The organism is Proteus sp. G2675, assembly GCF_963886535.1.
GTDB lineage: Bacteria > Pseudomonadota > Gammaproteobacteria > Enterobacterales > Enterobacteriaceae > Proteus > Proteus mirabilis.
Window position 1 is genome coordinate 253,754 of record NZ_CAWPCB010000035.1, and the last position, 19,971, is coordinate 273,724.

Here is a 19,971-nt window from a genome sequence, read left to right on the forward strand (position 1 = left end):
AATGATGAAATCAAAAATAAAACAAATGATTGCTCACTACTTTAAAACTAAAAAAGAGCCTAAAAACTATGATTTTTACCCTAATCATATCGCCGTACTTGAGAAACCGCCGACACCTTATAGTCGTATTATTGCAATAATAATTTCATTAAGTGTGATTATATTTTTACTCTGGGCATATATAGGTAAATTAGATGTGCTTTCTTCAGCTATAGGAAAATTAGTGGTTTCAGGTTATTCGCAACAAATTCAAATTTATGAACATAGTCGCTTAAGCGCCATTCATGTAAAAAATGGCCAACAAGTTACCAAAGGAGAAGCGTTATTAACACTTGATATTTTAGGTGTTGATGAAGAGATTAATAATCTAAAAAATAAGATAGAAAATCTATTATTACTAAAAATTCGTTATCAAGCATTAAGTCAAAACACCCGACCTGATACAATTGATGATTTTAATTTACTAAATAAAGAAAAAAAAGAAGCGGTTCTACTAAGTTATCAAAAAGAAAAGGATGAAATTGATGCTAGTATTAATCATATTAATTCTGAAATAGAAACCAACAATAAAAACAAGCTTCTTACTCACCAAGAAATCAATTCATTAAATGAATTAAAAAACAATATTGAAAAACGTTTTAATATAAAGAAAAAACTCTATGATAAAAAAATCATTAGTACCATGGAGTTTTTAGAAAATAAAAAGGAGTTATTAGAAATTAATCAAATCATTAAAAGAAAATCATCAGAACTGATTATTTTATCCAGTCAAGAGCAACAATATATAAAAAATCGCGATAGATTAGAAAAACAAAAACACCTAGAGTGGCATGACAAATTTAAACAATATGAAAGCGAAGTTTTTATTTATCAACAAAATCTTTTTCATGCTCAGAAACGTCAACAATTAAAAATTGTTCGTTCTCCTGTTACAGGTACAGTACAGCAACTCGCTGTTCATACCCTAGGAGCCGTATTGCAACCTTCACAAGCGGTGATGGTGATAGTGCCCGATACTCAGCATAATGTTGCTGAGGTGAATATTCTCAATAAAGATATTGGTTTTATCTACCCAGGTCAAAAAGCGGTGATTAAAATTGATGCTTTTCCTTATACCCGTTATGGCACCATTGAAGGCACCATTGTCAATATAGCAAAAGATTCCATACAACATGAACAATTAGGCTTAGTTTATCCCGTCCTGATTGAACTTGATAAGCAAGTGATGGGTGAAGATGAAGCACAATATAAACTGGCTACAGGTATGTCTTTAGTTGCCGATATAAAAATTGAAAAACGTCGAGTGATTGATTATTTACTCAGTCCAATAGAAGTTTATCAACATGAAGCATTAAGAGAAAAATAATAGCGAGATATCTATGAACTATATAACTAAAAATACGCCATCTCTTCATCCTTCAATTATTGATGGGCTTATTTATTTTTCAAAAAAGAATAAAGGAACATTAAAAAAAGAGCAGCTTATTCATTTTTTAGGTAATGACGACAATCTCTCTGAATTAAATATCATAGAAGCCGCTCAACAACTCAATTTAAAATGCGAATTTTCATTTTTTAATAGTGAAAGTGAGTATAAAGATAAAATAATTATTGATACACTTATCGAAATTAATGGTTATTGGTATATTCTAAAAAATAGAATAAGTGATAAATTAATTATTATTGACCCAAGCACTAACACAGAGAGTCATTATCATATTGATAAAAAAATCACTTATACCACACTGCTAATTATTAATAAGATATTTACCCCTAAACAGAGCAAGTTTAGCTTAATGTGGTGCATTCCATCACTATTAAAACAAAAAAAATCATTATATTTAATTTTTATTTTATCTTGTTTTATTCAATTATTTGCTTTAGTTAATCCAATTATTTTGGAAAAAATTATTGATAAGGTATTAACAGGAAGAAGCCTCTCTAATTTGCAAGTTTTAGGGGTACTCCTCGTGCTGCTTGCTATTATAGAGCCTATCTATCTTTTATTACGAGATAAACTTTATGCTTTTGTTTCTTGTACCCTAGGTGCCGAATTCTCAGGGAAAATTTATCAACACCTCATTCGGCTACCCAGTCAGTTTTTTAATCAACGTCAATCTGGGCAAATTATTGCTCGTATTCAAGAGCTTGCTCATATTCGCCAGTTTATTACTGGCTCTGCGTTGATGATGGTACTGGATTTTATTTTTATTATCGTATTTCTTTCAGTAATGTTTGCTTATTCCGTATTATTAACTTGGATAACCATAGCAGCATTAGTCGTTTACTTTTTATTTTGGCTGATACTTGGCCCCATGATCCGTTATTGGGTTGAACAAGAGTATCAAGCAAATGCTGATAATACGAGCTTATTAACAGAGGCTATTAATGGTATAGAAACCATAAAAATAACAGCAACAGAACATCAATTTATTGAAAAGTGGCAATATAAACTCACTAATTATATCCTTAAGCGTTTTTCAGCGGCCAAAAAAGCGTTATTTGCTCAGCAATTAATTGGGGCTATTCATAAAATTACTATGGCAATTATCTTGTGGCATGGTGTTAATCTGATTATGAAAGCGCAATTAAGTGTGGGAGAATTAGTGGCTTTTAATATGTTTGCCACCCATATTACACAACCTATTTTACGTTTAGCCCAACTTTGGCAAGATGTTCAACAAACAGGCATCTCTATACGTCGTATTGGCGAGATCGTTAATACTCCCACAGAGCATCAACATCAAGGACTTGCTACTGTACCTAATATTGCAGGAAGTATAGTATTTTCTCATGTACGCTTTCGTTATACAGCCAATACTCCAGATGTGATTGAGCAACTCTCTTTTTCGATCCCCGCGGGCAAATTTATTGGTATTACAGGCCCCTCTGGTTCAGGAAAAAGTACTATCACACGTTTAATTCAACGTTTTTATACTCCTCAACAAGGCCAGATTTATATTGATGGTATGGATCTCGCCATTGCCAATCCCCTTACTTTACGCCAATCAATTAGTGTTGTTTTACAAGATAATTTTTTATTTAGTGGCACTATTATGGAAAATATTCGGTTATCAAAACCCGATTGTAGTGAAGAAGATATTATTGAAGCGAGTAAATTAGCCGGCGCTTTTCATTTTATTACTCAACTCCCTGAGGGATTTAATACACAAGTGGGTGAAAGAGGTAGTAATTTGTCAGGAGGACAGCGTCAGCGTATTGCGCTAGCAAGAGCACTTTTACCTGATCCACGAATTCTTATTTTAGATGAGGCAACATCGGCGTTAGATTATGCCTCAGAAGCGGAAATTTTAGCCAATCTTCCGGCTATTTGTAAAAATAGAACGGTAATTTGTATTGCTCACCGACTTAATGCTATTTCTATTTCAGATTATATTTATGTTATTAATAAAGGTCGTATATTAGAAGAAGGTACACATAGCGATTTATTAAATAAGAAAACACTTTATCAGCAATTGTGGCAGCAACAGACACAGCAATAAACCGTGATAACTAATGAACCATAAAAATAAAGGCTCTAATTATTGAGCCTTTATACTTAATATAAAAATAGCGATATTAGTACAACATACGAGCACGAATGGTACCCGGTAGTCCTTTTAGTTTCTGCAATACTAACTCAGCTTGTGCTTTCGTTTGTGTAGTAACGTCAATCACTACATAACCCACATTCCCAGCTGTACGTAGATATTGCGCAGCAACGTTAATATTTTCTTCTGTAAATACGTTATTGATACTATTCATAATACCCGGACGGTTTTCATGAATATGCAGTAAACGGTTTACATCATCACCATGACTAGGCAATGATACTTCAGGGAAATTAACCGCAGATAATGTAGAACCATTATCAGAATATTTAGCTAACTTACCAGCAACTTCATAACCGATATTTTCTTGGGCTTCTTGGGTTGAACCACCAATATGTGGTGTTAAGATCACATTATCAAATTTAATTAATTCTGATACAAAAGGATCGTTCGGATCGTTATTTGCCCCCGGCTCCGTTGGGAAAACATCCACCGCCGCACCTGATAAATGTTTACTCTCTAGCGCTTGTGCTAATGCCGGAATATCAACCACAGTTCCACGAGAGGCATTAATAAGAATAGCGCCTGGCTTCATTCGTAATAGCTCTTCGTGACCAATCATATTTTTTGTTGATGGCGTTTCTGGCACGTGTAAGCTAACAATGTCACACATATTCAGCAGTTCGGATAAGTGGCGAACTTGGGTTGCATTTCCCAAAGGAAGTTTGTTTTCAATATCATAAAAATAGACATCTAAACCAACACTTTCCGCCAATATCCCTAACTGGGTGCCTATATGACCATAGCCAATAATTCCCAGTTTTTTACCTCGCGCTTCAAAACAGCCTTTAGCTTGTTTATCCCAAATACCACGATGCGCTTTAGCATTAGCTTCTGGAATACGACGCAGTAATAACAGTAATTCCCCTAACACCATTTCAGCCACGGAACGAGTGTTTGAAAAAGGTGCATTAAAAACAGGGATCCCACGACGGGCAGCCGCATCTAAGTCAACTTGGTTAGTACCAATGCAGAAGCAGCCTACAGCAACTAATTTTTCAGCGGCTGCAAAAATTTCTTCTGTTAAGTGAGTGCGGGAACGGATCCCCACAAAGCGTGCATCACGGATAGCTTGTTTTAATTCTTCTCCCGATAATGCACCTTTATGATATTCGATGTTGGTATAACCTGCTGCTCTTAAATTCTCTACCGCACTTTGGTGTACACCTTCCAATAGTAGGAACTTTATCTTTTCTTTTTCCAAAGATACCTTGACCATTTACCCTGCCCTATTTGTGTTACATGAATAAAAACGAAATCCTGTTTCACCAACATAACAAAAATAGATTTTGAGGCAATACAACCGATTGCACTGTTGACAGAATAAGCGATAGATAAAGTGATTTTCTACCGAGCAAAATGATTTTGACAATAAAAATGGCAGCATTTTAAAGAGAGATATCTCTATCGTGTGATATATATCACTGAATTTATGGTTTTCAAAATAATTTGCAAAAAGTCATCATTCTGATTATCTAAGGGGAAAGATAAAAGAGAGTGGGAAAACAATATAGTTCTCCCACTCTCTTTAAGAGGATGTTGTTATCTCTGACTAGAGATACAATTTAATCGTGTTATTTAATGGTTTTCACACCTTCAGAAGTCCCCATTAATACAATGTCTGCTCCGCGATTAGCGAAAAGCCCGACAGTGACCACCCCTGCAATACTATTAATTTTATTTTCTAGCTCGATAGGGTTCAAAATAGTGAGATTATAAACGTCTAAGATCACGTTACCATTATCCGTCACGACGTTTTCACGATATTCAGGTAACCCACCTAATTTAACCAGCTCGCGAGCCACATAAGAGCGAGCCATTGGGATAACTTCAACAGGCAGAGGGAATTTACCCAAAACATCCACTTGTTTTGATTCATCGACAATACACACAAAGGTTTTTGCCACCGCTGCAATGATTTTTTCACGGGTTAATGCCGCACCACCACCTTTGATCATCTGCATTTGATGGTTAATTTCATCAGCACCGTCTACGTAGATATCGAGCGAATCAACTTCATTACAGTCAAAAACGGGAATGCCATAGCTTTTTAGTTTTGCCGTTGAAGCCTCTGAGCTAGAAACTGCCCCTTCAATTTGACCTTTCATTGTTGCAAGAGCATCAATAAAATGAGAAGCCGTAGAGCCTGTTCCAACGCCCACGATAGTACCCGGTTTTACATATTCAAGGGCGGCCCAACCTACTGCTTTTTTTAATTCATCTTGAGTCATTTACAAAACCTTATTTTTCACATTTATCGAATAAGAATAGCATAGTGCCCATAAAATCCGCACAAGGTGTATCAAAATTTGAGACACAACATTTTAACTCATAAAAACTAAAAATATGGCATAGTACACAGTAGAACATAAAATCAAAGAGAATCTGTCAATGAAACGTCCTGATTATCGGGCCCTGCAAGCCCTTGATGCCGTTATTCGAGAGCGTGGTTTTGAACGAGCCGCACAAAAACTATGTATTACGCAATCTGCCGTTTCACAAAGAATAAAACAACTTGAGAATCTATTTGGACAACCTTTATTAGTACGTACGGTTCCGCCCCAACCCACAGAGCAAGGGCAAAAGCTACTCGCATTACTGCATCAGGTCGAAATGTTAGAAGAGCAGTGGTTAGGTGATGAAAATAGTGGCTCGACGCCTCTTTTACTCTCTTTAGCTGTCAACGCGGATAGTTTAGCTACTTGGTTATTGCCTGCTTTGCACCCGGTATTAACACAACTTCCTATCCGGCTTAATATTCAAGTAGAAGATGAAACTCGTACCCAAGAGCGATTAAGACGTGGTGAAGTGGTTGGCGCTATCAGTATTCAGCCTCAAGCATTGCCTAGCTGTCTAGTCGACCAATTAGGCGCATTAGACTATCTTTTTGTGGCATCCCCTGATTTTGCCCAACGTTATTTTGCTAATGGGGTCACTAAATCATCTCTGTTAAAAGCCCCCGCCGTCGCATTTGACCATCTTGATGATATGCATCAGGCTTTCTTACAGCAAAACTTCGGTTTATCTCCCGGTAGTGTGCCCTGCCATATTGTTAATTCTTCCGAAGCCTTTGTTCAGTTAGCTAAACAAGGCTCAACATGTTGTATGATCCCTCATCTACAAATTGCCGATGAGCTAAAAAGTGGTGAATTGATTGATTTAACGCCAGGATTATGCCAACGCCGCATGTTGTATTGGCACCGTTTTGCCCCAGAAAGCAGAACGATGAGAAAGGTAACGGATGCGTTACTTGATTATGGTCGTAAAGTGCTTAAGCAAGATGAAGAGTAAAAAGTAACGTTGATGATGTTGTTTCTTGATCAATATTATCGCTATTCTTAGAAAGGGATTTAACCAGTGTGTTCCATCAACCGGTTTAACTCACAGTGAGGAGTTGATGTTTTCCTCTACCGGAAGAAGCAAATTTAAGTTTTATTGGCATTTAACGGGCATAATATTGTATAATAAATGAACATAGGAAAAGGAGATTCAGATGAGCACTTTTATTCGTCGAAGTCGCAACGTTGCTCTAGCCATTGATGCTGGACGTAAAAGTGGTAGTGCTAACATAGAAGGTAATACCCCTGCTGATATTCAAGCCAGCCTGCTGAAAAGCTTAGGTGAGTTTACTGCATCTATTCCAACTACAAAACAACAACCTTACGTGAAAGGATCTCACGGTGCCAATCATAAAAAAACCTATTTCGGGCGTTGATCTCCGTGCAAGTTTTTATTTGACTTCCCAAAGTTTAGGATATCCTTCAAATAAACAGGCAATATTAATGGCTGATATTGCCACATTAATAGCTAAATGGAGGAATGGCTTAGAGGTCGAAATTTATACGGAAAATTATGAATTTAGATATGGTAGGATTAAGTCTTCACGTTTTAACGCCTCTGGTGAGGAAAGCGTATATTATGCAACTTACTTTCATACTCGTGCCAAGCCAAAGGACAATGATCCATTTCTAATAATTACTTTTGATCCCGTTGTTGGACAAGACGATTTTATGTTCATTGAGACCATTATTGATCATAGAACCTATTTTGGTTCACCGGGTGCAAGTAAAACTAAATCTCATATTGAAAGACGGTCATCTGATTTAAAACGCCGCATTGAAAATGGAAAAAAAATTAGTTCCGAACCTTCATCTTCAGTTCAAAACGTTAATAAAAATAACAATGATTCGCCTGATCAAGAAAATAAGTAAAGATGCTTTTTATATATGTAATATTTTCTGACATAAAATCATTTTAAAATATAAGCTTAATAACTGCTTTTCGCACCCAAAAGAACTATCAAATCAGATCCTGCGCTATAACATAGATGTATCAGCTCACTGCTGAGCCAATACATCTTATCTTTTGATGGTAAAGATTATTTAGCTGTTTTTAATTCAAATACCACGTCAACGTAATCTTTAAACTCAATGCTTTGTTGTTGATAGGTCTCTTTTACTGCTTCCGGTGACGGGGCACTTAATGCCATAGCATCCATTTTCATTCGTGCTATCGGATAAGGTGTTGCTTCTGGTGCGCGATAACTTACGCTATAAACAGCCCCTAAATCAGCACCAAACCCTTTTGCCACTGAACTTGCCTGTTGTATGGCATTTTTAATTGCCACTTCTCGTGCTTTGGCTTTGTACTGTTCTGGATCATTAACGCCAAACTCAACATTATTAATTTCATTTAGCCCTGCTGCTAATGCCCCATCCAGTAAGGTATTAAGCTGATCAAGTTTTTTGATTTTTACATCTACGGTTCGTGTTGCTGTATAGCCATTAATCACCGAACGTTCTGCTTTTTTATCATACTCATAATTAGGCTGTGTACGAATGTTGGCAGCATCAATATCTTCTTTCGTCACACCGTTTTCTTTTAAAAAGGCAAAATATTTTGCAACACGCTCATCCACTTGTTTTTTAGCTTGAGCTGCATCTTTTGCTTTTTCACTAACCTGAATATTAAGTGTCGCCATATCAGGAGTCGCTTTAATTGTTGCATTACCTGATGTAGTTATATGGGGTCCTTCAGGTACCGCCCCGGCTAAAGCGATTGAGGGTGCTCCAAGGGCTAACATGGATGCTAATACCATTGCTTTTACTTTCACAAAAACCTCCTGACAAAAATCATGTATGGGTATTGTCACTAAATTACAGTTATAACAACATTAGCATATCTGTTGTAAAGTTCTTTCAGATTAAAAGAGGTTTTTCCATCCCTGAGCGGCCAATTGCAGAGCAATAAACCACATCACACACCCCACAAACAAGTTGATGATACGTTGAGCGGTCACTTGGCTTAAAATAGGTGAAAACCAAGCCGCTAGTAGTGATAAAGCAAAAAACCAACTAATCGATGCGAATACCGCGCCAAAAGTAAACCAAGGACGTAATTCTGCTGATAATTGCCCTCCGATACTGCCAAGCACTACAAAGGTATCAAGATAAACATGGGGATTTAGCCAAGTGACGGCAACTAAAGTTACAATCACCCGCCAACGACTTTTCACTTGATTTTTATGTTGTGATAATTCAATCTCTTTTGTAAAAGCGGTTTTAAACGCATTCCAGCCATACCACAATAAAAAAGCCACACCGCCCCAAGTGATCAGTAATAAAAGATATTCTGATTGGCTCAGTAATGCACTTCCACCAAAGACTCCCCCGCTAATTAATATCACATCACTTAAAGCGCATAAAAATGCACTCATTAAATGGTATTGTTTTTTACTACCTTGTTGCAAAACAAAGGCATTTTGCGCACCAATGGGCAATATCATTGCTGCACTTAATAAAAACCCCTGAAAAAATGTTGTTAACATGCAAAATATCCTAATAATTATTCATTAAATTAAGAAAAATAATAAAAGGATTTTGTTATTAGAGGAAATGAATCATTCTTATTGATAATAAGAAAAACTAATAGCGGTAAAAATAAAAGAGCCACGCTTAATCGGTGGCTCTTGAGATGTGTTTTATAACAATAGTGCTTATTCTGCTTTCATCACGGTATTTTGTGCTTGATGCATATAGACATCCATTTGTGGGAATGGAATACCAATATTATTTGCATCTAGCGCGCGTTTAAAGTTTTCCATAAGATCCCAATAAACTGGCCATGCATCATCATTGGTGGTCCAAACACGTACCACAAAGTTTAATGAAGAAGGCGCCATTTCATGTAAACGTATTGTCACGCCTTGGTTATGTTGAATACGTTTATCTTGCGCAACAACATCACCGAGCACTTTTTTGACTTTATCAATATCAGCATCATAAGCAACGCCGACAATAATTTGTGTACGACGATTTGGCTCACGGCTAAGGTTAATAACCTCACTACTGATAATTTTGCTATTTGGAATAACAATGATCCGGTCATCCGCTGAACGTAATGTGGTCGAGAATATTTGTACATCTCGCACCGTACCTTCGACAGCACCAATCATCACGTATTCACCAGCACGAATAGGACGGAAGATAACAATTAAAACACCCGCTGCAAAGTTAGAGAGTGAGCCTTGTAATGCTAAACCAACCGCTAAACCTGCCGCACCAAGTACTGCGATAACAGAAGCTGTTTGAACCCCTAATCGACCTAATACTGCAATCAAAGTGAATGCAATAACGGTATAACGCACCAAGACAGACAAGAATGTCACAACAGTTGCGTCGATATGGCGTAACGTTAAAATTCGTGCAACCCCTTTACTGACCATTTTAGCGACAAAAAGACCAATAAATAGGATCAAGAATGCAGCAACGATATTCACAGCATATTGAATAAAGAGTTCTTGATTAGCAACAAACCAACCTGTTGCTTCATCTAAACTCGCAGGTAATTCATTCATTAGACCACCTTTTAAACTTATAATCCTAATAAAAAGAATAGCAACCAATAGTATATTGTGGCAGATTTATTTAATAAATATATGGGATTTGTTAACTTCTTCTATTTTCCAGAATAAATAACCGATATTTTTGTAGCATAGTAGCAAAATCATCTAATCCACAAAATGCGATGCTTTCATTATCGTAGTAGCTCATCCCTTCTTCTAAATCATCGGTTTCAAAATGGAGAGTATTCGCCCTTACCATAATTTCCTCATCATCAATAGATAAGCTGTATTCTTTACCAATCAATTGCCACTGTTTCTCACTGCCTTTAACTTCGTCCATCTCAGTCAAAATTTGATCGATTAAGCTGATATCACCTTGGATCTCATCATTTAACCAATAACCAATCGCCTCATGATCCATTGAAAAACGGGCCAATATACCGCCAGTAAGATCACGCTGAAATTCATAGTCCATGGTGTATGCCCCTTAAATTAGCTGTCGCCTTTTTCTATATAAAATATCTATTGTTATTATGGCAAAAATAACAAAAAAACAGGAGGCATTGCCTCCTGTTTCAGACTGCTGAACAACGTTATATGTTGGAACGCAGTTGTAATCAATTTTTAGTGAAAAATCAAACTCAGTTATACCGTGGTTTGGAAAATCACTTGTGTTGCTTTATCTGTATATTGCTCTAGTTGGTCAAAATTGAGATAACGGTAAGTATCTTCCGCCGTTTCATCGACTTTATTGATGAAATCAAGATACTCTTGTGGCTCTGGTAGACGTCCTAACAGTGAAGCCACTGCCGCAAGCTCTGCGGATGCAAGGTAGACATTCGCCCCCGTACCTAAACGATTCGGGAAGTTACGTGTTGATGTTGAAACAACCGTTGCCCCATCCGCCACTCGCGCTTGGTTACCCATACATAATGAACATCCCGGCACTTCGATACGAGCGCCACTCTTACCAAAGACGCTGTAATAACCTTCTTCAGTCAGTTGTGCTGCATCCATTTTTGTTGGTGGTGCAACCCATAAGCGTGTCGGTAATTGACCTTTATGTTGATCGAGTAATTTACCCGCCGCACGGAAATGCCCAATATTGGTCATGCAAGAGCCAATAAAGACTTCATCAATTTTGCTGTTTGCAACTTCTGATAATAGACGAGCATCATCAGGATCGTTTGGTGCGCAAAGAATAGGCTCTTTGATTTCGTTTAAGTCGATTTCAATTACAGCAGCATATTCAGCATCCGCATCTGCTTCAAGTAATTGCGGATCAGCTAACCAATTTTCCATTGCCGTAATACGACGCTCAAGTGTACGACGATCACCATAACCTTCTGCTATCATCCATTTTAATAAGACAATGTTAGATTGTAGATATTCGATAATCGGTGCTTTATCTAATTTAATCGTACAACCCGCAGCAGAACGCTCAGCCGATGCATCAGCTAGCTCAAAAGCTTGCTCAACTTTAAGTTCAGGTAAACCTTCAATTTCTAAGATACGACCAGAGAAAATATTCTTTTTACCTTTTTTCTCAACGGTCAATAACCCTTCTTTAATCGCATAAAGTGGGATGGCATGAACCAGATCACGTAGCGTTACCCCCGGTTGCATTTTACCTTTAAAGCGTACTAACACCGATTCTGGCATGTCTAATGGCATTACTCCTGTAGCCGCTGCAAAAGCGACTAAGCCTGAACCTGCAGGGAATGAAATACCAATAGGGAAACGTGTATGTGAGTCACCACCAGTACCAACAGTATCTGGCAATAACATGCGGTTTAACCATGAGTGAATAATGCCATCCCCCGGACGCAGTGAAACCCCTCCACGATTCATAATAAAATCAGGTAACGTGTGATGGGTGGTTACATCAACAGGTTTTGGATAAGCGGCGGTATGACAGAATGATTGCATAACCAAATCAGCGGAGAAACCTAAGCATGCTAAATCTTTCAGTTCATCACGTGTCATTGGCCCTGTAGTATCTTGAGAGCCAACGGAGGTCATTTTGGGTTCGCAATATTCACCAGGGCGAATACCATCACGACCACAAGCGCGTCCCACCATTTTTTGTGCAAGTGAGAAACCACGATCGCTCTGTTCCACTGCTTTGGCATGACGGAATAAAGTGCTAGGTGGTAAACCTAAGGCGCTACGAGCTTTTGAGGTCAATCCACGACCGATGATCAAAGGAATACGTCCACCCGCACGCACTTCATCAATCAGTACTTCTGTTTTTAGTGCAAAGGTTTCCAATAACTCATTGGTTTCATGGTTACGGATTTCACCTTTGTATGGGTAAATATCAATAACATCACCCATATTTAATTTAGAAACATCAACCTCAATAGGTAATGCACCGGCATCTTCCATCGTGTTGAAAAAGATAGGGGCAATTTTGCCACCCAATACAACTCCACCACCGCGTTTATTTGGTACATAAGGGATATCATCCCCCATAAACCAAAGTACCGAGTTGGTTGCAGATTTACGTGAAGAGCCTGTTCCGACAACATCCCCCACATAAGCCAGTGGGAAACCTTTTTTATTCAGTGCTTCGATTTGTTTAATCGGGCCAACGCTACCCGGTTGGTCGGGTTCAATGCCTTCGCGGGCATTTTTTAGCATAGCTAGAGCGTGTAATGGGATATCAGGACGAGACCAAGCATCTGGTGCTGGTGATAAATCATCTGTATTGGTTTCACCCGTCACTTTAAACACGGTTACCGTGATTTTTTCAGCAAGTTCTGGACGTTCAGTAAACCACTCTCCATCAGCCCAAGATTGCATAATTTGTTTCGCGTAAACGTTGCCAGCTTTCGCTTTTTCTTCAACGTCATAAAAGCTATCAAACATCAATAAGGTATGAGAAAGTGCTTTTGCCGCAATAGGAGCCAGTTTGTCGTTATCTAGCGCTTCAATTAATGCATGGATATTATAGCCACCTTGCATAGTACCTAATAATTCTACGGCTTTTTCTGGCGTGATAAGCGGTGATGTTGTTTCACCTTTTGCGAGAGCCGTTAAAAAACCGGCTTTAACATAAGCGGCTTCATCAACGCCGGGTGGAACACGGTTAACAATTAAATCAAGAAGGAATTCTTCTTCGCCTTTTGGGGGGGACTTTAATAGCTCAACAAGTGCGGCTGTTTGTGTGGCATCGAGAGGTTTTGGAACGACACCTTCAGCTGCACGCTCTGCTACGTGCTTACGGTATTCTTCTAGCACGACTTTCTCCTCGCTTCTTTGTCATTTTGTATAACCCGGCTGTCTGCACCCTATCTAGTTGGATGCCAGGTCAGAGGATCTTTTGCTCGCATAAAACATCTATGGTTGTGAAATTATGCCCAGCTAAGGGCTATCAGCATAGCAAATTTTCAACACTATGTTAATTCGTTCACATAAAAGCAACATACAACAAACGTAAATCTCACCTTATTCATATTATGACACTCAATCTAATAGGCATTTTTCACCAGCCTCGTTTTTACCAATAAACTCAGTTAATAAATAGATATCAGTGCTACTCGGTAAACGTAACTTATCTTGTAAATTAAAGTCATTTGATTTAAGTAATGAATAACTAGAACAATAAACCTTACACATACATCCTTTAGAATTATTTTAAATAGAATGCTTATAAAAATAAACCCAACATCACCAACAAATAAAAACTTAATCAATAAACTACTATAAACCCCATATAATAATTATTTTTTGATAGAGTTTTAAAATCTAACATATTAATATGAAATAGCTTTACCATGTTAATTATTTAAACAATAATTTCATTAAGTTCATTTACAAATAGCACTTAGCAATTACGTTCAACCTTTACATTTAAAAAAAGAAAATTATCGATTTATTCATTAAAATGATTAATTATATGGAGAAAGTCTTTATGGCAATTAACGAAAAATTTGTCCAAGAAATATCAAGCATTAATTATAATAATGGTATATTTTCACTCTATTTTGTCGGTCAAGATCCTCATAAAATAGCACAAGGTATCATGCCAGAAAAAGATGAAGAATTAGCCCTAAAGTAAGTGATCCACATTCCTGCTTCTGGTTTTATTTATATGGCTTCAATAATTAAAAGCATGCTGGAAAATCCATGCATAAACAAAGAGTTTGAAAAGCTAATTGCAGCAGATCTACTTCCTATTCTTCAAAATGAAACTAATATGACTGAAAATTTTACTGCCCTTCATTTAATAAAAAAAACAAATAATAGAAGAATAATTTTATATAAGAACTTATTCATCATAAATTAACTCTTACCCTGTTTATTAATAACTGAAATAAATACAACTAATTAAAGAGAGGAAACGATTATTTACAATAATCTTCTCTCTTCAGTTTTTTTGTCTTAAAAAAGACAATTCAGTCAAGTCAGACGCTAGAAGGGTATATAGAGATGCTAGAACTACTGTATTTAAAAATTACTGTACTTTTTATTAAAAATAAGTTTGAGGGAAAATGATGTCAAAAATTTTAAAAGATTTAGAGTTTACTTTTACAGGAAAACGTTATGGTACAGATGGAAATGACGATATTGATGCCATAGGTTTTGGAGGGATCATTTATGCAGGAAAGGGACACGATACAATCACAGTCGGAACATTTGCAGTTACCGCTTACACCGGAGACGGGCACGATTTTGTCAGAGGGGGAAGTGCTTATCTTAAGATTATTGATGAGAACGGTGATTTAGATGTCAGAGGATTAAATGCATGGGGAGAAATTGAAAAGTCCGGTCATGGCGATCTGAAATATGTTGGTGCTTCTGCCGCGATTAAGATTAATCATACTGGATATGAATATGGAAATATCAATTATTCAGGAGCTGCTATTGCAAATATCATCACCCGTAAAGGCGCAATTAGTAATATCAACTACCAAGGTGCTGGCGGTTACAATCAAATTTGGCATGAAACCAATACTGGCAATATGACGTTTAAAGGGGGGGGAGGCTATAATAAATTGGTTCGTACTTGGTTTAATAGCTATCAAAATTCAAAAGGAAATATTAATTTTGAAGGATTAGGCGGAGGCAACGGAATCTTCTCTCGCGTTGAAACAGGTGATATTAAATTTACCGGAGGTGGCTTAGAAAACGTCTTAATACGCGAAGGTAAATCAGGCGATATCTTTATGTATGGAGCAGGAGCCAATAATAGGCTTACACGTATCAGCCGAAATACTGATACCTATAAAGAAACAAGTGGCAATATCTATTTTTCGGGGGGGGGAGGTTATAATCATATCTATTCCAATATAGCACAAGGCAATATCACATTTTATGGAGCTGGGGCTTACAATGAGATCATTCGTACAACTCAAGTTCATCCTCATAATGATTTATTAGTTGAATATACGAAAGCTGAAAATATTTTTCTAACAAGTGCTTATATGTTAAATCTAGACTTAGATAAAAGTATTAATTTTCTAACAAGTGATAATAAGCAAAATTTCGAATCCGGTAAACCTGTTGAAGTAAAAGCGATTAAATCATTGCGAGAACCAAATACTTATTTGTTTAAAACACCGGGCCCAGGGGATACCAATTTATTCATATCAGACTATGGTCGTCGAGATTATACCTTTAATAAAGTCAAAATTTACAATGATCCTGAAACGGGAAAACTTCAATACGATTCCGAACTTTGGCGTATAACGCCTGATAGTGGGGACATTAGGAACATACGTTTTGATAAAAAAAATTTTGAGGATACCTATAATCTTAGTGTGGTCAATAATTGTTGGAATACATTAGAAAAACAAGAAATTATCGAATCACCACGTTTCACAAAAATAAATGCTGATAGCCACTATCAATTATCTAATTTAAAAGTATTTCAACACATTAATACAGAACAAATCCAAAGAAAGTCTCTAGAAACAATCAAGTTGGGCGTAGCACAAGAACTTTTTAAAGACGATAATTCTGCTGAATGCTCTGGTGATATCAATTTCACAGGTGGTGGCGCTGGTAATGTCATTAAATCTGATGTTACACAAGGTGATATCAATTTTACAGGTGGCGGCATAGCAAATGTAATAAAACATAACTCTAATTATGGTAATACCAACTTTACTGGTGGAGGCGCAGCCAACATCATTGTAAAAAAAGGTCAAAGAGGAGACCTAACATTTGATGGAGGAGGATTAGCAAATGTCTTACTACATCAAAGTAAAGAAGGAAGAATGAACATTAATGCTACTGGTGCCACGAATGTATTAATCCGAATTGGTGACGGTGAATATAAAGCACATCTTACGGCATTAGGGAATGTTTCTATTCACAAAGGACAAGGTGATAGTCATATCACAATGTTAGGAGGATTAAATACCCATACCCAGATTGATAGTCATCAGCGTGATAAGGCTTTATGGCGAGCATTAGGCGGACTTAATGTCATGACACAAGTCGGTGCTGGTACTATTACATCTTTACTCGGCGGCGGTGGAAATGTCCTGACTAAAATGGGTGAAGGCGACCTAAGTAGCATCATGTTAGGTGGTGCTAATATCATTACACATATCAGCAATAACAAAATAAAATCAAACACTTACACTATCACCCTAGGTGGATTAAATATTTTAACAAAAAAAGGTCAAGGTGATATTTTAGCCATAATGGGGGGAGGTGGCAATGTCCTAACACATATCGGAAACGGTAACATACATGGCGTTATGCTTGGAGGTGCCAATATCTTAACTAAAGTAGGTAATGGTGATCTTTCAGGCATTATGCTAGGTATTGGTAATGTACTAACACATGTTGGCGATGGGCAAACCCTAGGTATAATGGGCGCTGTGGGGAATATTTTCACTAAAGTCGGTAATGGAACCAGTATGGGTGCCATGGTCGGTGGTGGCAATATATTCACCCATATAGGTAATGGTGAAGCTTGGGCACTAATGGGAGGTTTAGGCAACGTCTATACCAAAATAGGCAATGGGAATACTTTGGCACTAATGATCGCCAAAGGGAATGTGTTCACTCATGTGGGTGATGGAATGTCGGTTGCTCTAATGTTAGCGATAGGCAATATAGCCACAAAAGTGGGCGATGGCATGACATTAGCTGCAATGATTGGCAGTGCTAATATTTTTACTCACATTGGGCATGAAGAAACCTTTGCTGCAATGGTGGGTAAAGGTAATGTCCTTACCAAAGTTGGCAATGGATTAACATTGGGATTAATGCTAGGTGTGGCTAATATTTATACCCATGTCGGTGATGGCATTAGTATTGGGCTGTTTTCTGGTAAAGCAAATATCATGACCAAAGTGGGTAATGGAACCACATTATCAGCGATGTTTGGCAAAGCCAATATTATGACCCATATCGGTGATGGGATAACTGGCATACTTGCATTAGGCCAAGCCAATATCATAACAAAAGTGGGTGATGGCATTGCGGGAATCATTGCTGGTGCGAAAGGAAATATCGTTACTCATGTAGGTGATGGAATAACCGCTGCGATCCTCGGCGGAAAAGCGAATATTTTAACAAAAGTGGGTGATGGGCTCACCGTAGGTCTGCTGATTTCAAAGGTGGGAAATATTATGACCCATATTGGTAATAGCACCACGATTGGTTTTGCCAAAGGCAACGCCAATATCATCACAAAAGTAGGCTATGGTTTAGGCATTAACGCGGCATGGGGTAAAGCCAATATTTTCACTCATATCGGCGATGGTGAACGATATAACTTCGCCAAAGGAAATGCCAACATCATTACCAAAGTAGGTAATGGACAAGAAACCTCTGTTGTTAAAGGTAATATCAATATTATTACACACGTAGGTAATGGAAATAATTATACTGGTGCATGGGGCAATGGGAATGTTGTAACACAAATTGGTGATGGTCGTCAGGTCGCCTTAGCAAAAGGTCATGCAAATATTGTCACTATGCTCGGAAAAGGTGACAACTATGGCATAGTTTGGGGTAAAGCCAATATTTCGACAAAAGTAGGTAATGGCACGCAAGTCACCATAGCAAAAGGCCAAGCAAATATTACAACAACCGTAGGTGATGGCCTAGGTGTTACCGTTACATACGGCAACGCAAATATCAATACTAAAGTGGGGAATGGTGTATCTGTAAACGTTGCTTGGGGGAAATATAACGTAAGTACCAAAGTGGGTGACGGCTTAAATGTTTCGGTCATGAAAGGTACCGCTAATGCAAATATCCATGTTGGTAACGGTTTAGGTATTAACGCCTCTTATGCAAAAAACAATGTCATCGTTAAAATTGGCAATGGTGATATCTACAGCTTATCGGTTGCTTCTAGTAATACTCAAAGTAATAAACTCGCTACTTTCTTCGGCAATATAAAACAGAGTGTACTTGGTGTGGTCGGGAGTCAGGCTATTAACTATTTAGTACAAGGTGATGATGTAACCACTTCCGGCTCCCGCAAAGGCAAAGGCGCTATTCATTTAATTGAAAAATCTTCAATCGACGGTTTCAAAATGAACAAAATCGACGAAGTGAAGAGTAACATTGATATAAATTTAAAAGGTCATATCACAGAGGTAGAAACCCCTAGTTTAAGTGATGTTAATACAGATGAATCCAACTTAACCAATAACAGTCCGAATTTGATCATAAATGGTGACTTTAAACATGGATTTAAACCTGTAACAGAAAGTTGGAATATTGCATATACTCAGGATAAAATTACAGCAATTAGCCAATATGGACATAGAGCCTCTATTGATACACCAACTAATACTAATAATAAAGATTATTGGGATGGTGGACTTATAGCAGAATACAAGGAAGAATATGAACCAAATATCGCTATATATCAAGATATTAGTGGTTTAATGCAAAATGAGGTGATTGAATTAAGTTTTGAGTATGAACGACAAGATAATACGCCAACAGAGAATAAATTAAGTGTTATCTGGAATGGTGAGGTTGTCTTCACTTCATCAAGTGATGATAAGTCAATAGCATGGCAACAACAACAAATTAAATTAACCGCAAATGCAGAAAATAATCGTCTTATTTTTACCATTCCAGGCTCTGATGGCTTGCAAGGAAATAATTACAGACTAAGAAATATTGTCGCTAAATCAGCTGTAGCAAATATAAACAAGCATATCTCAGATTCTGATGCGACAAAAAATGCCCTCGCTGACAAAAAGAAGGCAGATGCCAATCGTCAAAAACTAACTGATGAAAAACAACGCCTATTAGACCACATCTCTACCACACAGACTGAACTTGAATCGACCGATCACCTTGCACTGGAGAAAAACGGCCATAGAGAACGCGATGCCATTCTTGAAGAAGCTAATTCAGTAACACACAATTTGACCACAGTTGGTCAAACACTGGAAGTACTCAGCGAATATTCACAAGATGCCCCCCCTCAGATCAACAATGGAGTGAGCAATTCGCGGAAGGAATTTTAAATGATGTACAGAAGAGCTTAATTAATACTAAAAAAATTGTTTCAGTGCCTGTTAATAA

14 protein-coding genes are annotated in these 19,971 nt (G+C 37.5%); 7 read left to right on the forward strand and 7 right to left on the reverse strand.

Going from position 1 to position 19,971, the window contains the following annotated elements; all coding sequences use genetic code 11:
• The first annotated feature begins 4 nt into the window (after positions 1-4).
• Positions 5-1,366, forward strand: coding sequence for an HlyD family type I secretion periplasmic adaptor subunit (locus tag AACQ49_RS10410; protein WP_237612819.1), 1,362 nt, complete (start codon positions 5-7; stop codon positions 1,364-1,366).
• 13 nt (positions 1,367-1,379) lie between these two features.
• On the forward strand, positions 1,380-3,503 hold the full coding sequence (locus AACQ49_RS10415) for a type I secretion system permease/ATPase (protein ID WP_161779037.1): 2,124 nt from the start codon (positions 1,380-1,382) through the stop codon (positions 3,501-3,503).
• 76 nt (positions 3,504-3,579) lie between these two features.
• Here the strand turns inward: AACQ49_RS10415 and serA are convergent, their stop codons facing one another.
• The gene (serA, locus tag AACQ49_RS10420) at positions 3,580-4,830 is read right to left on the reverse strand and encodes a phosphoglycerate dehydrogenase (protein ID WP_004248535.1); all 1,251 of its coding nucleotides are present in this window, start codon (positions 4,828-4,830) and stop codon (positions 3,580-3,582) included.
• Positions 4,831-5,185: 355 nt separating this feature from the next.
• Complete coding sequence (gene rpiA, locus AACQ49_RS10425; protein ID WP_004244058.1) at positions 5,186-5,842, reverse strand: ribose-5-phosphate isomerase RpiA; 657 nt, start codon at positions 5,840-5,842, stop codon at positions 5,186-5,188.
• A 160-nt stretch (positions 5,843-6,002) separates the two neighbouring features.
• Between rpiA and AACQ49_RS10430 the strand changes: the two genes are divergently transcribed.
• The 3 genes from AACQ49_RS10430 to AACQ49_RS10440 all read left to right on the forward strand — a co-directional run bounded on the left by AACQ49_RS10430 (position 6,003) and on the right by AACQ49_RS10440 (position 7,822).
• Positions 6,003-6,902, forward strand: coding sequence for a LysR family transcriptional regulator ArgP (locus tag AACQ49_RS10430; protein WP_004244059.1), 900 nt, complete (start codon positions 6,003-6,005; stop codon positions 6,900-6,902).
• A 202-nt stretch (positions 6,903-7,104) separates the two neighbouring features.
• Positions 7,105-7,326 carry a hypothetical protein gene (locus tag AACQ49_RS10435; protein ID WP_004244060.1) on the forward strand — a complete coding sequence of 74 codons (222 nt, stop codon included), beginning with the start codon at positions 7,105-7,107 and terminating at the stop codon, positions 7,324-7,326.
• Positions 7,292-7,822 carry a hypothetical protein gene (locus AACQ49_RS10440; RefSeq protein WP_004248536.1) on the forward strand — a complete coding sequence of 177 codons (531 nt, stop codon included), beginning with the start codon at positions 7,292-7,294 and terminating at the stop codon, positions 7,820-7,822. Before AACQ49_RS10435 ends, AACQ49_RS10440 begins: the two co-directional genes overlap by 35 nt.
• Positions 7,823-7,989: 167 nt before the next feature.
• Here the strand turns inward: AACQ49_RS10440 and AACQ49_RS10445 are convergent, their stop codons facing one another.
• The 5 genes from AACQ49_RS10445 to acnB form a co-directional block, all read right to left on the reverse strand.
• The gene (locus tag AACQ49_RS10445) at positions 7,990-8,724 is read right to left on the reverse strand and encodes an oxidative stress defense protein (RefSeq protein ID WP_004248538.1); all 735 of its coding nucleotides are present in this window, start codon (positions 8,722-8,724) and stop codon (positions 7,990-7,992) included.
• 90 nt (positions 8,725-8,814) lie between these two features.
• The gene (gene argO, locus AACQ49_RS10450) at positions 8,815-9,438 is read right to left on the reverse strand and encodes an arginine exporter ArgO (RefSeq protein WP_004244063.1); all 624 of its coding nucleotides are present in this window, start codon (positions 9,436-9,438) and stop codon (positions 8,815-8,817) included.
• 168 nt (positions 9,439-9,606) lie between these two features.
• Complete coding sequence (gene mscS, locus AACQ49_RS10455) at positions 9,607-10,467, reverse strand: small-conductance mechanosensitive channel MscS (protein WP_004248539.1); 861 nt, start codon at positions 10,465-10,467, stop codon at positions 9,607-9,609.
• Between the two features lie 91 nt (positions 10,468-10,558).
• Positions 10,559-10,930 carry a YacL family protein gene (locus AACQ49_RS10460; protein WP_004244066.1) on the reverse strand — a complete coding sequence of 124 codons (372 nt, stop codon included), beginning with the start codon at positions 10,928-10,930 and terminating at the stop codon, positions 10,559-10,561.
• 170 nt (positions 10,931-11,100) lie between these two features.
• Positions 11,101-13,698, reverse strand: coding sequence for a bifunctional aconitate hydratase 2/2-methylisocitrate dehydratase (gene acnB, locus AACQ49_RS10465; RefSeq protein ID WP_004244067.1), 2,598 nt, complete (start codon positions 13,696-13,698; stop codon positions 11,101-11,103).
• Positions 13,699-14,371: 673 nt separating this feature from the next.
• Between acnB and AACQ49_RS10470 the strand changes: the two genes are divergently transcribed.
• Entirely contained in the window at positions 14,372-14,518 is a 147-nt protein-coding gene (locus AACQ49_RS10470) for a hypothetical protein (RefSeq protein WP_164527127.1), read from the forward strand.
• A 436-nt stretch (positions 14,519-14,954) separates the two neighbouring features.
• Positions 14,955-19,913 carry an MARTX multifunctional-autoprocessing repeats-in-toxin holotoxin RtxA gene (gene rtxA / locus AACQ49_RS10475; protein WP_237612820.1) on the forward strand — a complete coding sequence of 1,653 codons (4,959 nt, stop codon included), beginning with the start codon at positions 14,955-14,957 and terminating at the stop codon, positions 19,911-19,913.
• The last annotated feature ends 58 nt before the right edge of the window (positions 19,914-19,971 follow it).

Coding starts and splice junctions, on each gene's coding strand:
- AACQ49_RS10410 (WP_237612819.1), top strand. CDS start 5: ATGAAATCAAAAATAAAACAAATGATTGCTCACTACTTTAAAACTAAA.
- AACQ49_RS10415 (WP_161779037.1), top strand. CDS start 1,380: ATGAACTATATAACTAAAAATACGCCATCTCTTCATCCTTCAATTATT.
- serA (WP_004248535.1), bottom strand. CDS start 4,830: ATGGTCAAGGTATCTTTGGAAAAAGAAAAGATAAAGTTCCTACTATTG.
- rpiA (WP_004244058.1), bottom strand. CDS start 5,842: ATGACTCAAGATGAATTAAAAAAAGCAGTAGGTTGGGCCGCCCTTGAA.
- AACQ49_RS10430 (WP_004244059.1), top strand. CDS start 6,003: ATGAAACGTCCTGATTATCGGGCCCTGCAAGCCCTTGATGCCGTTATT.
- AACQ49_RS10435 (WP_004244060.1), top strand. CDS start 7,105: ATGAGCACTTTTATTCGTCGAAGTCGCAACGTTGCTCTAGCCATTGAT.
- argO (WP_004244063.1), bottom strand. CDS start 9,438: ATGTTAACAACATTTTTTCAGGGGTTTTTATTAAGTGCAGCAATGATA.
- mscS (WP_004248539.1), bottom strand. CDS start 10,467: ATGAATGAATTACCTGCGAGTTTAGATGAAGCAACAGGTTGGTTTGTT.
- AACQ49_RS10460 (WP_004244066.1), bottom strand. CDS start 10,930: ATGGACTATGAATTTCAGCGTGATCTTACTGGCGGTATATTGGCCCGT.
- AACQ49_RS10470 (WP_164527127.1), top strand. CDS start 14,372: ATGGCAATTAACGAAAAATTTGTCCAAGAAATATCAAGCATTAATTAT.
- rtxA (WP_237612820.1), top strand. CDS start 14,955: ATGTCAAAAATTTTAAAAGATTTAGAGTTTACTTTTACAGGAAAACGT.